Here is a 14,404-nt window from a genome sequence, read left to right on the forward strand (position 1 = left end):
CATGGCTTTTACCGATCCGTTCATTCGCCGCCCGGTGCTCGCCACCGTGGTCAGTCTGCTGATTGTGCTGCTGGGCTTCCAGGCCTGGAGCAAACTCCCGTTGCGTCAGTATCCGCAAATGGAAAACGCCCTGATCACGGTGACCACCGCCTACCCCGGGGCCAACGCCGAAACCATCCAGGGCTACATTACCCAGCCGATGCAACAGAGCCTGGCCAGCGCCGAGGGCATCGACTACATGACCTCGGTCAGTCGCCAGAACTTCTCGGTGATTTCGATCTACGCACGCATCGGTTCCAACAGCGACCGGTTGTTCACCGAACTGCTGGCCAAGGCCAACGAGGTGAAAAACAAACTGCCACAGGATGCCGAAGACCCGGTATTGAGCAAGGAAGCCGCCGATGCCTCGGCGCTCATGTACATCAGCTTCTTCAGCAAGGAACTGAGCAACCCGCAGATCACTGACTACCTGTCGCGGGTGATCCAGCCGAAACTGGCGACGTTGCCAGGCATGGCCGAAGCCGAGATTCTCGGTAACCAGGTGTTCGCCATGCGCCTGTGGATCGACCCGGTGAAGCTCGCCGGTTTCGGCCTCAGCGCCAGCGACGTGACCAACGCGGTGCGCCAGTACAACTTCCTTTCCGCCGCGGGTGAGGTGAAAGGCGAATACGTGGTCACCAGTATCAACGCCAACACCGAACTGAAGTCAGCCGAGGCCTTCGGCAAGATTCCACTCAAGGTCAGTGGCGACAGCCGCGTCCTGCTCAGCGATGTGGCGCGGGTGGAAATGGGGGCGGAAAACTACAACTCCATCAGTTCCTTCGGTGGCACACCCTCGGTGTACATCGGGATAAAGGCGACACCCGGGGCAAACCCGCTCGACGTGATCAAGGAAGTGCGCAAGATCATGCCGGAGCTGGAAGCCCAGCTGCCGCCCAACCTCAAGAGCGAGATCGCCTACGACGCCACGCTGTTCATTCAGGCATCCATCGATGAGGTGGTGAAAACCCTGTTCGAGGCGGTGCTGATCGTGATCGTGGTGGTGTTCCTGTTTCTCGGCGCACTGCGTTCAGTGGTGATACCGGTGGTCACTATCCCGTTGTCGATGATCGGCGTGATGTTCTTCATGCAGATGATGGGCTACTCGATCAATCTGCTGACCCTGCTGGCGATGGTACTGGCCATCGGTCTGGTGGTGGACGATGCCATTGTCGTGGTGGAGAACATCCACCGGCATATCGAGGAAGGCAAGACACCGCTGGACGCCGCACTCGAGGGCGCCCGGGAAATCGCGATGCCGGTGGTCTCGATGACCATCACCCTGGCAGCGGTGTATGCGCCGATCGGTTTCCTCACAGGGCTGACCGGGGCACTCTTCAAGGAGTTCGCGCTGACGCTCGCCGGGGCCGTGGTGATCTCCGGAATTGTCGCCCTGACCCTGTCGCCGATGATGTGCGCCTTTCTGTTACGACATGAGGAAAACCCCAGCGGACTTGCCCATCGCCTCGACCGGATCTTCGATAACCTCAAGCGACGCTACCAGAGCATGCTCCACGGCACCCTCAACACCCGGCCGGTGGTGCTGGTGTTCGCCGTGATCGTGCTGTGCCTGATTCCGGTTTTGCTCAAGTTCACCAAGTCGGAACTGGCGCCGGACGAAGACCAGGGCATCATTTTCATGATGGCCAACGCGCCGCAACCGACCAACCTCGATTACCTGAACACCTACACCGACGAGTTCGTGAAGATCTTCAAGGAATTCCCGGAGTACTACTCCTCGTTCCAGATCAACGGCTACAACGGTGTGCAGAGCGGCATCGGCGGCTTCCTGCTCAAACCGTGGAACGAGCGCAGCCGCACCCAGATGCAGATTCTTCCCGAGGTGCAGGGCAGACTCGGCAGCATCCCGGGCTTGCAGATTTTCGGCTTCAACCTGCCCTCCCTGCCCGGCACCGGCGAGGGCCTGCCGTTCGAATTCGTGATCAACACGGCCAACGACTACGAGCTGTTGCTGCAAGTGGCTGACCGGATCAAGAAGCGTGCGATGGAGTCGGGCAAGTTCGCGTTCGTCGACCTTGACCTGGCTTTCGACAAACCGGAAGTGGTGGTCGATATCGACCGCGCCAAGGCGGCACAGATGGGTGTGTCGATGCAGGATCTGGGCGGCACCCTCGCCACCCTGCTTGGCGAAGCAGAGATCAACCGGTTCACCATCGAGGGCCGCAGCTACAAGGTCATCGCCCAGGTTGAACGGGCCTATCGCGATAACCCGGACTGGCTGAACAACTACTATGTGAAAAACACCCAGGGCGAGCTTTTGCCGCTGTCGACCCTGATCACCGTGACCGACCGGGCACGACCGCGACAGCTCAACCAGTTCCAGCAACTCAACGCGGCGAAGCTGTCCGGATTTCCACTGGTGAGCATGGGCGAAGCCATCGACAGCGTAGTGCAGATCGCCCGGGAAGAAGCGCCCGCCGGTTTTGCCTTCGACTATGGCGGCGCTTCACGGCAGTTCGTCCAGGAAGGCAGCGCGCTGTGGGTCACCTTCGCGCTGGCGCTGGCGATCATTTTCCTGGTACTGGCGGCGCAATTCGAGAGTTTCCGCGACCCGCTGGTGATCCTGGTGACCGTACCGCTGTCGATCTGCGGGGCGCTGATTCCGCTGTTCCTGGGCTGGTCGAGCATGAACATCTACACCCAGGTCGGGCTGGTGACACTGATCGGCCTGATCAGCAAACACGGGATCCTGATCGTCGAATTCGCCAATCAACTGCGCAAGGAAAAGGGCCTGACGCCTCGTGAAGCCGTCGAGGAGGCGGCGGCGATTCGCTTGCGCCCCGTCCTGATGACCACCGCTGCCATGGTGTTCGGCATGGTGCCGCTGATCCTGGCCAGTGGCGCGGGTGCGGTGAGCCGCTTCGATATCGGGACGGTGATTGCCACCGGGATGTCGATCGGGACCTTGTTTACGTTGTTCGTCTTGCCCTGTGTTTACACCGTGCTGGCCAAACCTGATCCCAAACCCTCCAACTGACCGACTCTTTCAAACGAGCATAAAAAAGGCCTCGCATCTGCGAGGCCTTTGGCTCTTGTAGAAAGAAGCTTCAATCGATTCAACTCTGCGGCCTCATCCCTTGAGAAAGTCCAAACATGAACAGCAGCAAATCATGGTCGGGTTTGGTTGCCTCGGAGGCTTTCGCCACCCGCGGCATTGGACAATGGGCATCGTTGGTCGATGCCCCGATCACTTGCATGCGTGGCTGTTCCCAGGCCGCCACCGCCAGAGATGCAACTGCCAAGGCTCCTACCAGAAACAAACCTCGCGCAATTTCTAGTTTCATCGCTATAAACCTTTGATAGCGCTGCCAAACGCCGTCTCATAAAAATAGACGAGTTTCTTCCAGTCCGTAGGGCTGAACGACGAGTGGCGACGCAGTTGCTTCATGTCATGGGAGGCCGCGCGATAAGCGGTAAGGCGCTGACGGCACTTTTCCAGATCGATCAGGGCCACTTCGACTTTGGCGGACTCGCCTTCGCCGGTAACGCGGACGAATACGTGCTTGATGTAAATGCAACTGTGTTGCCAGCGGCCCTTGTGCATGCGAGCCAGGTTTTCGGCGAGGTCCTTGAGCACGCGTTCATACACGGCTTCACCGTACTGCTCGCGGCCACCTGCCGCTTCCCACTGTTCAAGTTCCTGGAAACCGTCCAGCGACTTGGTGACCAGCAACGCCCGCCACTTGTGTTGTGGATCGGGCTGGGCACCGCAAAAGACAATTTCCGGCACCCGGACGCCTAGCCTGGATACGCCGGTCAGTGCATCCAGTTCACGCAATACGGTCGGCCGCCCGAACGGATGCAGCCAACTGCGATAGATATGTCCTGTCTGGCGTTTGGCATACAGCAGTTGACCATCGCGCCCCACCACCCGCTGTACACCGCTTTCTCCACCACGACGCACATTGGGCTCTTCTACCCACTCACCGCGCTGGTTCCAGTAGTAGTCAAAGCGATCCTGGGGAGCAACTCCCGTTTCTGCTGCAAATTGCACTGCCATCCTCTTACCTCTTGCGTAGTACGTAAACTCGCCACATGGCATAGAGCGGAATAAAGTCCAGTTGTTCCTGGATCCTGAACCCTGCGTCTTCGAATTCCTTTTCGACCGTAGCGGCCGGTAACACAAATCGGTTCTGGTAACCTTCCTGACCGCGCTTTTTCTCGGCGCGTTTGCGTTTCCAGGCCTTGAAATTGCCGTCAACCCACAACGAAATGATCACACTGTCCCGGGTAACGCGTTCGAACTCGCGCAAAATCGTCTGCCGATGCTCGGCCTCGCCGATGTGGTGCAGCAGACGCATGCAAAAAATGCTGTCCACGGAGTTGTCAGGCAACGCGATGTCGAACGCCGATGTGTGCAAGGGTTGTACCCGCTTCACCACATCCGCCGGTTGGGCCTGCATCGCCGTCTTGATCATCGACTCGGAATTGTCTGCCCCGATGATCACCCGATTGGGTTTTTCTGCCAGCAACGGCCAGAAACGCCCGGCACCGCACGGCAGATCCAGCACCAGCCCCGGTTCGCCGACCAGGGTCAGCGCCTTGCGAGCCAACTGCTGATCTCGCCAGTTGGACAGACGACGCCCCAGACCATCCTGATGCTTGCGCAGATATTTCTGCGCGTGGTTGTCGTCGTACTTTTCGGAAAAATCGAGTTTGATCGGGCCGGCCATCATCGGGACTCCTGAATACTGATACCTCCACCTTAGGCAGGTGCGTGTCAGCGTCAGGTCATCCGTTTGTGAAAAAAACGTCGCGTAAACCCATGAACTATTTCAAGGTTATACAGGATTCGTTCAGGTTGGCAGCTTTTTTGTGCCATTTGGGAGGGATTCGTGTTTGCCCAGATCTACCTCGAAACGGCAGCCATTGGGTTGCATCGTACTCAAAGTAACGCTCCAGCCCTGGTTCTCGCAGATGCGTTGCACCAATGACAATCCGAGCCCCAGGCCTTCTCCGCGTTTTTCGCTACCCCGCACGAAAGGCTGGAACATCGCCTCGCGTTTCTCCTCGGGAATGCCCACGCCCGAGTCCTCGACCACAAAGCCGTTGTCATTGAGCGTCAGCCGAATGAAGCCGTGTTCTGTGTAGTGCAAAGCGTTGCGCAGCAGGTTGCCCATCACCGCATTGAGCAGAGTCGCGTTGTAGCGGGTATCCGGCGGGTTACCCGGTTCGAAAATCAACTTCAGACCCTTGGACTCGATCGGCTCGCGCCACAGGCCCAACAGATTGTCGGCCACCTGGCCGAGACTGTGCTGGGGCGCGGCCCCGGCATCTTCACGCTGGGCACGGGCCAGCATCAGGAAGGTCTGCACCAGTTCGCGCATTTCTTCACTGGCACGGGCGATGCGCTCGACCTGGGCGCGACCGCGCTGATCGATGCCCGGGTTTTCCAGCAGCAGCTCACAGGAACTGGCCAGTACCATCAACGGTGTACGCAATTCATGGCTGACATCACTGGTGAACAGCCGCTCGCGCGTCAGCGCCTGACGCAAACGCCCCAGCGTCGCATCGAATGCCACCGCCAGCTCACCCACTTCATCGGCGGCGTAATCCGGCGCCAGCGGCGGTGCGAGCCCGAGCAACTGATCGCGATGACGTACCTGACGCGCCAGCCGGACCACCGGCGCCATCACCTTGCGTGCCAGCACCCAGCCGAGGAAAACCGCCAGTGCCAGGCTGAGCACGAAGCCCACCAGCACCACGGCAAACAGTACGCGCTCGCGCTCTTCGAAATCGCTTTGATCTTGCAGCAGCACATAGCGCCGGCCGTCGACGATTTCGACCATCGCGTGGTACGACAGCTGCTCGCGGAAGACTTCGTGGAACCCCGAATCCAGATGCCGCAGATCCTTGGGCAGCTCGAAGTCACCCGGGCCACCGCTGAAATAGAACAGTTGATCCGGCTCCGGCCGGTGGCTCCAGTCCGAGACGTTGTCCATCAACAACAGGCGCTGCAAGTCGCCGCCCAGTCCTGCGGAAATCAGTTTTTCTTCCACCAGGTGCACGGTCGCGACGATGCCCATGGCGAAGGCCCCTGCCACCAGTGCGCTCATCAGCGCAAAGGCGATGATGATCCGCTGGGCAAGGCTTTGCTTAAACTCCATCGCGGCCCTCGGCCAAGCGATAACCCACACCGTGCACGGTGTGCAGCAGTGGTTTGGCGAACGGTTTGTCGATCACCTGACGCAATTGGTGGACATGACTGCGCAGGCTGTCGCTGTCCGGGCAGTCGTCGCCCCACAGGGCCTCTTCGAGAATTTCCCGACGCAGTACATGCGGACTCTTCTGCATCAGCACCGCGAGCAGTTTCAGACCGACCGGGTTGAGCTTGAGCAGCTTGCCTTCGCGGGTCACTTCCAGAGTGTCGAGGTCGTAGCTCAGATCGCCGACCTGCAAGGAACGGCGACCGCCGCCCTGGGTCCGGCGCATCACGGCTTCGACCCGCGCGGCCAGCTCCGACAGCGCGAAGGGTTTGACCAGATAATCGTCAGCCCCGGACTTGAAACCCTGCAGGCGATCGTCGAGTTGATCGCGTGCGGTGAGCATGATCACCGGCGTGTCGCGGCGAGCGTCTTCGCGCAGGCGTTTGCACAGGGTGTAGCCGTCGATGCCGGGCAACATGATGTCGAGCACGATCAGGTCATAGTGCTCGGTGGCTGCCAGATGCAGGCCCGACAGACCGTCCTGGGCGCAATCGACGGTATAGCCTTTCAGGCCCAGGTAATCGGCCAGGTTGGCCAGGATATCGCGGTTGTCTTCGACCAATAGAATTCGCATGGGCACCTCTTCCGTACACAGTAACGGCCGTCATGGCCCGCGCAGCTTACGGCCAACTTCGGCTAAGGGCTAGGGTTGGCGCCCGGGCAGATGAATTTGTTCAACCAACATAAATCTTTAACAAAGTTTTCACTATCGATTCACAACCTGATTACAGTGGCTCCGCGAAACTCCCGCGCCATTGATAAAAGGAAAAGAAAACAATGGGTTTCTTCAAGACAGCGCCTATGCGCTATCTGCTGCTGGTCACCGGCGCCTGGCTGGTCGTGTTTCTCCTCACCCGTATCGTACTGCTGCTGACTCATCTGGATGAGGCCGGTGGCGGTGCGCTGTCCGTGTTCGGCGTCGGCCTGGTCTACGATCTGGGCTTCCTCGCCTATGCCGCTTTGCCGATGGGCCTGTACCTGCTGCTGTGCCCGCCAGCCTTGTGGCGCCGTCGCGGTCATCGCTGGTTCCTGCAGGGACTTCTGACCGTCAGCCTGTACGCCATGCTGTTCACGGCGGTGGCCGAATGGCTGTTCTGGGATGAATTCGGGGTGCGCTTCAACTTCATCGCGGTCGACTATCTGGTGTACTCCGACGAAGTGCTGAACAACGTGCTGGAGTCTTATCCGATCGGCAAGCTGCTGAGCATCCTTGCGGTTCTGGCTCTGGTGCTGAGCTTTGCTTTGCGCAAGCCGTTCAATGCAGCGCTCGACGCTCCGCTGCCGCCACTGCGCGGACGCCTGCTCAATGCGCTGGCCCTGTTGGTGGTGGCGGGCCTGAGCCTGCAACTGATCAGTCAGGACGCACCGCGCGCCCAGGGCGGCAACGCCTATCAGAACGAACTGGCGAGCAATGGCCCGTATCAGTTCTTCGCCGCGTTCCGCAACAACGAACTGGACTACAGCCAGTTCTACAAGAGCCTGCCAGCGGACAAAGTCGCCGGTCAGATACGCGCCGAATTGAACGAGCCCAATGCCCGTTTCGTCGGCCAGGACCCGCAGGACATCCGTCGCAATATCGATAACCCCGGCGTCACCCGTAAACCGAACATCGTGCTGGTGACCATCGAGAGCCTCAGCGCCAAATACCTGGGCAGCAATGGTGACGGGCGCAACCTGACGCCGAACCTCGACGCCTTGCGCAAACAGAGCCTGTACTTCAACAATTTCTACGCCACCGGCACTCGTACCGACCGAGGTCTGGAAGCCATCACCCTGGCCATTCCACCGACCCCGGGCCGTTCGATCGTCAAACGCATCGGTCGCGAGAGCGGTTTCGCCAGCCTCGGCCAGCAATTGAGCGCCGTCGGCTATGACAGCGTGTTCGTGTACGGTGGCCGTGGCTACTTCGACAACATGAACGCGTTCTTCAGTGGCAATGGCTATCGCGTGGTCGATCAGAGCAGCGTCGATGAGTCGGAGATTCACTTCAAGAACGCCTGGGGCATGGCTGACGAGGATCTGTACAAGCAGACCCTGAAGCTGGCGGACGCCGATTACGCCAAGCAGCAACCTTTCCTGTTGCAACTGATGACCACCTCCAACCATCGTCCGTACACCTATCCGGACAACCGGATCGACATCAAGTCCGGCAACGGTCGCGATGGTGCGGTGAAGTACACCGACTACGCCATCGGCCAGTTCCTGGCGCAGGCGCGTGAGAAGCCGTGGTTCGACAACACGATCTTCATCTTCGTCGCCGACCACACGGCCGGCAGCGCGGGCAAGGAAGACCTGCCGATCACCAACTACCAGATCCCGCTGTTCATCTATGCACCGAAGCTGATCGAAGCACGGGAAAACGCGCAACTGGCCAGCCAGATCGATCTCGCCCCGACCCTGCTGGGGTTGCTGAACCTGGATTACCAATCGACGTTCTTCGGTCGCAATCTGTTGCAGGACAACCCGCTGCCACCTCGGGTCGTGGTGGGCAACTATCAGCATCTGGGACTGTTCGACGGCAAGGATCTGGCGATCCTCAGTCCACGCCAGGGCCTGCGCCGGCATGACGATGCCCTGACCGAAAGCCGCGAGTCCCGGGTCAACAGCGACGACCCGCTGGTGAGCCGCGCCATCACGTATTACCAAACCGCCAGTTATGGCTTCAAGCAACAGCTGCTTGGCTGGAAAGCACCCAAGGAGGGTGCCGCGCAAGTCAGCGATCGTTAATCGAAACGCCCCGGGCTGATGCCCCGGGGCGTTTTCCTGTTCTGGACCCGTCATGTCATCAAGCGTTTTACGCCCTGCCCCTCGTCCGCTGAATTTTTGGCTGTGCCTGGGGATACCCGCCGTTGCGGCCACCATTCTGGTCTTGCTCGAACTGACCGATCTGGACATGAACCTGGCCCGGATGTTTTACGACCCCGCCGCCGGCGACTTCATCGGGCGCCACAGTTACTTCCTGGAAAACATCCTTCACGACCGCGCCAAACAGGTGGTGATCGCGTTTTCGGTGTTTTCCGTCATCGGTTTCATCGCGGCGTTCTTCATCGCGCGGCTCAAGCCCTTCAAGCGTGAGCTGGGTTGCCTGGTGCTGTCGCTGGGCCTGGCGACGTCGTTCGTGACACCGATGAAAGCCGTGACTGCCGTGCAATGCCCGTGGAGCCTTGAGCAATTCGGTGGCCACGAAACCTACAGCAAACTGCTGGAGCACCGCCCGGCGACCGACAAGCCCGGCCGATGCTGGCCGGGAGGTCATGCCGCTACGGGGTTCACCTTGTTCGCGCTGTTTTTCGTGCTGCGCGACCGGCGCCCACGACTGGCGCGGCAGGCCTTCATCTTTGCCTTTGCACTGGGCTCGGTGTTCTCGATCAGCCGGATGATGCAGGGCGCACACTTCTTTTCGCACAACGTGTGGACGGCGATTTTCTGCTGGTTGATCTGCCTGGGGTCGTATTACTGGGTGCTGTATCGTCCGACCGTCAAAGCGGAAGCGGTCACGCAGGCACAACCGGTCAACGCCTGATGACTTGAAGCCCGGACAATAAAATCAGGGCAATAAAAAACCCCGCCTGCTCATCGCAGGCGGGGTTTTTCGTTACAGGGGTAAGGCTGGCTTACATCATGCCGCCCATGCCACCCATGCCGCCCATGTCTGGCATACCGCCGCCAGCCGAACCTTCTTTCTTCGGTGCGTCAGCAACAGCAGCTTCGGTGGTCAGGATCAGACCGCCGATCGACGATGCAGCTTGCAGAGCCGAACGGGTTACCTTGGTTGGGTCCAGGATGCCCATTTCGATCATGTCGCCGTATTCGCCAGTCGCAGCGTTGTAACCGAAGTTACCTTTGCCGTTCTTGACTTCGTTGACCACAACGCTTGGCTCGTCGCCGCTGTTGGCAGCGATCTGACGCAGCGGTGCTTCAACGGCACGACGCAGAACAGCGATACCTACGTCCTGGTCGGCGTTGTCGCCTTTCAGGTTGATGATCGCGTTCAGAGCGCGGATCAGCGCAACGCCACCGCCAGGTACCACGCCTTCTTCAACGGCTGCGCGGGTTGCGTGCAGGGCGTCTTCAACGCGGGCTTTCTTCTCTTTCATTTCAACTTCGGAACCGGCGCCAACCTTGATCACTGCAACGCCGCCGGACAGTTTGGCCAGACGCTCTTGCAGCTTTTCACGGTCGTAGTCCGAGGAAGTCTCGGCAACCTGGGCACGGATCTGAGCGATACGCGCCTGGATGTCGCCTTCAACGCCAGCACCGTCAACGATGATGGTGTTTTCCTTGGACAGGGTCACGCGCTTGGCGCTGCCCAGGTGTTCCAGGGTGGTGCTTTCCAGGCTCAGGCCGATCTCTTCGGAGATAACGGTACCGCCGGTCAGAACGGCGATGTCCTGCAGCATGGCCTTGCGACGGTCGCCGAAGCCTGGAGCCTTGACGGCTGCGACTTTAACGATGCCACGCATGTTGTTCACTACCAGAGTCGCCAGGGCTTCGCCTTCAACGTCTTCGGCAACGATCAGCAGTGGACGGCCGGCTTTGGCAACGGCTTCCAGTACTGGCAGCATTTCGCGGATGTTCGAGATCTTCTTGTCGACCAGCAGGATCAGCGCGCCTTCCAGCTCGGCAACCATGGTTTCCGGCTTGTTGACGAAGTACGGGGACAGGTAGCCACGGTCGAACTGCATGCCTTCTACAACCGACAGTTCGTTTTCCAGGCCCGAGCCTTCTTCAACGGTGATCACGCCTTCTTTACCGACTTTTTCCATGGCTTCGGCAATGATGTCGCCGATGGAGTTGTCGGAGTTGGCGGAGATGGTGCCAACCTGAGCGATCGCTTTAGTGTCGGTGCAAGGTGCGGACAGCTTTTTCAGCTCGGCAACAACAGCGATGGTCGCCTTGTCGATACCGCGCTTCAGGTCCATCGGGTTCATGCCGGCAGCGACGGCTTTCAGGCCTTCGTTGACGATCGACTGAGCCAGAACGGTAGCGGTGGTAGTACCGTCGCCAGCGTCATCGTTGGCACGGGAGGCAACGTCTTTGACCAGCTGCGCGCCCATGTTTTCGAAACGGTCTTCCAGCTCGATTTCCTTGGCAACGGAAACGCCGTCCTTGGTGATGGTCGGAGCGCCGAAGCTCTTCTCGAGGATCACGTTACGGCCTTTCGGGCCCAGGGTCGCTTTTACCGCGTCAGCCAGGACGTTTACGCCAACCAGCATTTTCTTGCGAGCGGAGTCGCCGAATTTAACTTCTTTAGCAGCCATGATCGATATTCCTTAAATACTTTGTAGTAGCGGGAAAATGAACGGGGGTAATCAGCCTTCGATAACAGCGAGGATTTCGTTCTCGCTCATTACCAGCAGGTCTTCGCCGTCGACTTTCACAGTGTTGCTGCCGGAGTACGGACCGAACACAACCTTGTCGCCCACTTTCACGGACAGTGCGCGCACTTCACCGCTTTCCAGTGCTTTGCCCGGGCCTACAGCCAGAATCTCACCGTGGTTGGCTTTTTCAGCAGCCGAACCTGGCAGGACGATACCGCCAGCGGTTTTCTTTTCTTCTTCGCTGCGACGGATGACGACGCGGTCATGCAGAGGACGAAGCTTCATTGTCGATCTCTCCTAATTGTGGTTTTCATCGGCCGGTGTAGTCCCGGCGGGTTTAACGAATCCGGCCTGCGCCGGTTGCAGTTCGTCGAGCGAACCGCGGAAGTCTGTCCGACTCAAAATGTCGGAAACCTTTCGGTGACCGATACATAAGGGCGCATAAGCTTATTACAAGGGCGGGGGCCAAAAAAATTTCACTGAAGGCTTGATGAATTGGCCCCACAAACGAACACGGCACCCGAAGGTGCCGTGCCGATGCAGAGACTACTTGGTGTCGCGGTGTTCGAACTCGCCTTCGATCACATCGCCCTCGCGCCCCAGAGGCTGGCGCGGCGCAGGACCGCCGCGAGGTTGCAGGTCATCGGCGAACGCACGCTGACGCATGGCCTGTTCTTCGGCACGCTGGCGCATCTTGTTGGCGACCAGACGACGGCTGAATGGCAACAGCAGCACCAGACCGACCACGTCACTGATGAAACCCGGCAGGATCAACAGGCCGCCGGCCAGGGCCAGCATCAGGCCTTCGAGCATGGTTTGCGCAGGCAGTTCGCCGCGGTTCAGGCTTTCACGGGCACGCAGGGCGGTGGCCAGTCCGGCGACGCGCAGCACAAACACGCCGAACATCGAGCCGAGAATGATCAGCAGCAGGGCCGGGAAAAATCCGATCGAACCTGCCACTTTGACGAATACGAACAGCTCCAACACCGGGAACAGCAGAAAGAGCAACAAAAAAGGGCGCATCAAAGTTTCCTCAACGCAAGAAATGCCTTGCAGTAAGCCTTAGATGACGTCGCCCTTTCGTGAATTCAAGCGTCGGCCACCGCATTTTTTGGCCAGACCTCGGCGTGAGCCAGAGAAACCAAGGCTTCGCGCACTTGTATCGGCGTATGACAAGGCGCTTGAAACGGCAGCCAGTACAGTGCCTGACCAATGCGCAGATGCATGCCTTCGGTGTCGATCCCGGCCATTTGCGCCGGGACGGTTTTCGGCAGCCCGGCCAGGTCGACGTAATGCGCGATGGCCTTGGCGTGGTCACTGTTCATGTGCTCGACCATGCTGATTTCGGCCTTGCCGGCGAACGGGTTGGCCAGGGTCAGGTGATCGACCCAGTGAATCGCGCCGAAACCGCCGATGTAGCGATGGCGCACGGGGTTGAGCACCCAGAAATCGAAATCGTGGGCTTTGTGGTAGTTCTGCGAGTCGGGGAAGTAACGGTAGTAACGCTCGGCGGCGGCTTCGATGGCGGCCGCGTCTTCGAGTTTTTGCGCCTCGGCCAGATAGGTCAGGCGACCGACGGCTTGCACGTCGTCAGCCTCGCGCTCGCCCACCAGCAGCGAACATTTCGGATCTTTTTGCAGGTTGTGGGTGTGCTGCGCGATGCGACTGATCAGGATCAGCGGCCGGCCCTGCTCGTCCAGGCAGTAGGGAACCACGGAGCCAAACGGAAAACCGGGCATCGATTTGGAGTGGGTCGACAGCACGCCACGGTATTCCTTGAGAAGCAATTCTCGGGCATTCTTAGCCGCTTCAACGCTCAATTTATGACTCCTTAAATAGAATCCGTCTAAAAAACGGACGGGCAACCTGGATAAGTCCCGGTCGCCATCGGGGCAGTTCTCATGTGCAGCCGGGCCATGTCAGGCGCAGATCGAGAGGCTCTCTAAAGGACACCACTCTGACCTGCTCTCGGGGACATGCGAATGCAACTCAACGACAAAGTAATCATTATCACTGGCGGTTGCCAAGGCTTGGGCCGCTCGATGGCCGAGTATTTCGCAGGCAAGGGCGCGAAGCTGGCACTGGTCGACCTGAACCAGGAAAAACTCGATGACGCCGTCGCGGCCTGCAAGGCCAAGGGTGTCGAGGCGCGCAGCTATCTGTGCAACGTCGCCAACGAAGAGCAGGTGACGCACATGGTTGCCAAAGTGGCCGAGGACTTCGGCGCGATTCACGGCCTGATCAACAACGCCGGGATCCTGCGCGACGGCCTGCTGCTCAAGGTCAAGGACGGCGAGATGACCAAGATGAGCCTGGCCCAATGGCAGGCGGTGATCGACGTCAACCTGACCGGCGTGTTCCTCTGCACCCGTGAAGTGGCGGCGAAAATGGTCGAGCTGAAGAACAGCGGCGCGATCATCAACATCTCGTCGATCTCCCGCGCGGGCAACGTCGGCCAGACCAACTACTCTGCCGCCAAGGCCGGCGTGGCGGCAGCGACCGTGACCTGGGCCAAGGAACTGGCGCGCTACGGCATTCGCGTGGCGGGCATCGCACCGGGCTTCATCGAAACCGAGATGACCCTGGGCATGAAGCCCGAAGCGTTGGAGAAAATGACCTCGGGCATTCCGCTCAAGCGCATGGGCAAACCGGAAGAGATCGCCCATTCGGCGGCGTATATCTTCGAGAACGACTACTACACCGGTCGGATTCTGGAGATGGATGGCGGGTTGCGCATCTAACTGACAACACAAAACCAAATGTGGGAGCGGGCTTGCTCGCGAAAGCGGTGTGTCATTCAACCTATTCGTTGTCTGA

Annotated in this window: 13 protein-coding genes; 4 read left to right on the top strand and 9 right to left on the bottom strand. The window is 59.4% G+C overall.

Annotated features, from left to right (window positions below; genetic code table 11):
- Window position 1: 1 nt before the first annotated feature.
- Window positions 2-3,037 (top strand): multidrug efflux RND transporter permease subunit, encoded by a 3,036-nt coding sequence (locus ACW9HX_RS03205; RefSeq protein ID WP_457379474.1) that lies wholly within the window; start codon window positions 2-4, stop codon window positions 3,035-3,037.
- 79 nt (window positions 3,038-3,116) lie between these two features.
- Here the strand turns inward: ACW9HX_RS03205 and ACW9HX_RS03210 are convergent, their stop codons facing one another.
- The 5 genes from ACW9HX_RS03210 to colR form a co-directional block, all read right to left on the bottom strand.
- Window positions 3,117-3,344, bottom strand: a complete 228-nt coding sequence (locus ACW9HX_RS03210; RefSeq protein ID WP_457379475.1) for a hypothetical protein — start codon at window positions 3,342-3,344, stop codon at window positions 3,117-3,119.
- Between the two features lie 2 nt (window positions 3,345-3,346).
- Window positions 3,347-4,060, bottom strand: a complete 714-nt coding sequence (locus tag ACW9HX_RS03215; protein WP_457379476.1) for a lipopolysaccharide kinase InaA family protein — start codon at window positions 4,058-4,060, stop codon at window positions 3,347-3,349.
- A 4-nt stretch (window positions 4,061-4,064) separates the two neighbouring features.
- The gene (locus ACW9HX_RS03220) at window positions 4,065-4,733 is read right to left on the bottom strand and encodes a class I SAM-dependent methyltransferase (protein WP_457379477.1); all 669 of its coding nucleotides are present in this window, start codon (window positions 4,731-4,733) and stop codon (window positions 4,065-4,067) included.
- 123 nt (window positions 4,734-4,856) lie between these two features.
- Window positions 4,857-6,167 (bottom strand): sensor histidine kinase, encoded by a 1,311-nt coding sequence (locus ACW9HX_RS03225; RefSeq protein ID WP_457379478.1) that lies wholly within the window; start codon window positions 6,165-6,167, stop codon window positions 4,857-4,859.
- Window positions 6,157-6,840, bottom strand: a complete 684-nt coding sequence (colR, locus tag ACW9HX_RS03230; protein WP_065258608.1) for a two-component system response regulator ColR — start codon at window positions 6,838-6,840, stop codon at window positions 6,157-6,159. The genes ACW9HX_RS03225 and colR overlap by 11 nt, the downstream gene beginning before the upstream one ends.
- 203 nt (window positions 6,841-7,043) lie before the next feature.
- On the opposite strand from colR, the gene ACW9HX_RS03235 reads away from it, so the two are divergent.
- Window positions 7,044-8,993: an LTA synthase family protein gene (locus tag ACW9HX_RS03235; protein ID WP_457379479.1), complete on the top strand. Its 1,950-nt coding sequence runs from the start codon at window positions 7,044-7,046 to the stop codon at window positions 8,991-8,993.
- A 52-nt stretch (window positions 8,994-9,045) separates the two neighbouring features.
- Window positions 9,046-9,789, top strand: coding sequence for a phosphatase PAP2 family protein (locus ACW9HX_RS03240; RefSeq protein WP_457379480.1), 744 nt, complete (start codon window positions 9,046-9,048; stop codon window positions 9,787-9,789).
- A 91-nt stretch (window positions 9,790-9,880) separates the two neighbouring features.
- Here the strand turns inward: ACW9HX_RS03240 and groL are convergent, their stop codons facing one another.
- The 4 genes from groL to ACW9HX_RS03260 all read right to left on the bottom strand — a co-directional run bounded on the left by groL (window position 9,881) and on the right by ACW9HX_RS03260 (window position 13,407).
- Complete coding sequence (gene groL / locus ACW9HX_RS03245; RefSeq protein ID WP_457379481.1) at window positions 9,881-11,527, bottom strand: chaperonin GroEL; 1,647 nt, start codon at window positions 11,525-11,527, stop codon at window positions 9,881-9,883.
- Between the two features lie 51 nt (window positions 11,528-11,578).
- Complete coding sequence (locus ACW9HX_RS03250) at window positions 11,579-11,872, bottom strand: co-chaperone GroES (protein WP_011335724.1); 294 nt, start codon at window positions 11,870-11,872, stop codon at window positions 11,579-11,581.
- A 261-nt stretch (window positions 11,873-12,133) separates the two neighbouring features.
- Complete coding sequence (locus ACW9HX_RS03255; protein ID WP_007953217.1) at window positions 12,134-12,610, bottom strand: FxsA family protein; 477 nt, start codon at window positions 12,608-12,610, stop codon at window positions 12,134-12,136.
- Window positions 12,611-12,675: 65 nt separating this feature from the next.
- Window positions 12,676-13,407 (bottom strand): HugZ family pyridoxamine 5'-phosphate oxidase, encoded by a 732-nt coding sequence (locus ACW9HX_RS03260; protein WP_457379482.1) that lies wholly within the window; start codon window positions 13,405-13,407, stop codon window positions 12,676-12,678.
- A 162-nt stretch (window positions 13,408-13,569) separates the two neighbouring features.
- On the opposite strand from ACW9HX_RS03260, the gene ACW9HX_RS03265 reads away from it, so the two are divergent.
- Window positions 13,570-14,328, top strand: coding sequence for an SDR family oxidoreductase (locus tag ACW9HX_RS03265; protein ID WP_457379483.1), 759 nt, complete (start codon window positions 13,570-13,572; stop codon window positions 14,326-14,328).
- Window positions 14,329-14,404: the final 76 nt, after the last annotated feature.

The sequence above is a fragment of the Pseudomonas sp. SDO52101_S400 genome (genome assembly GCF_054071635.1).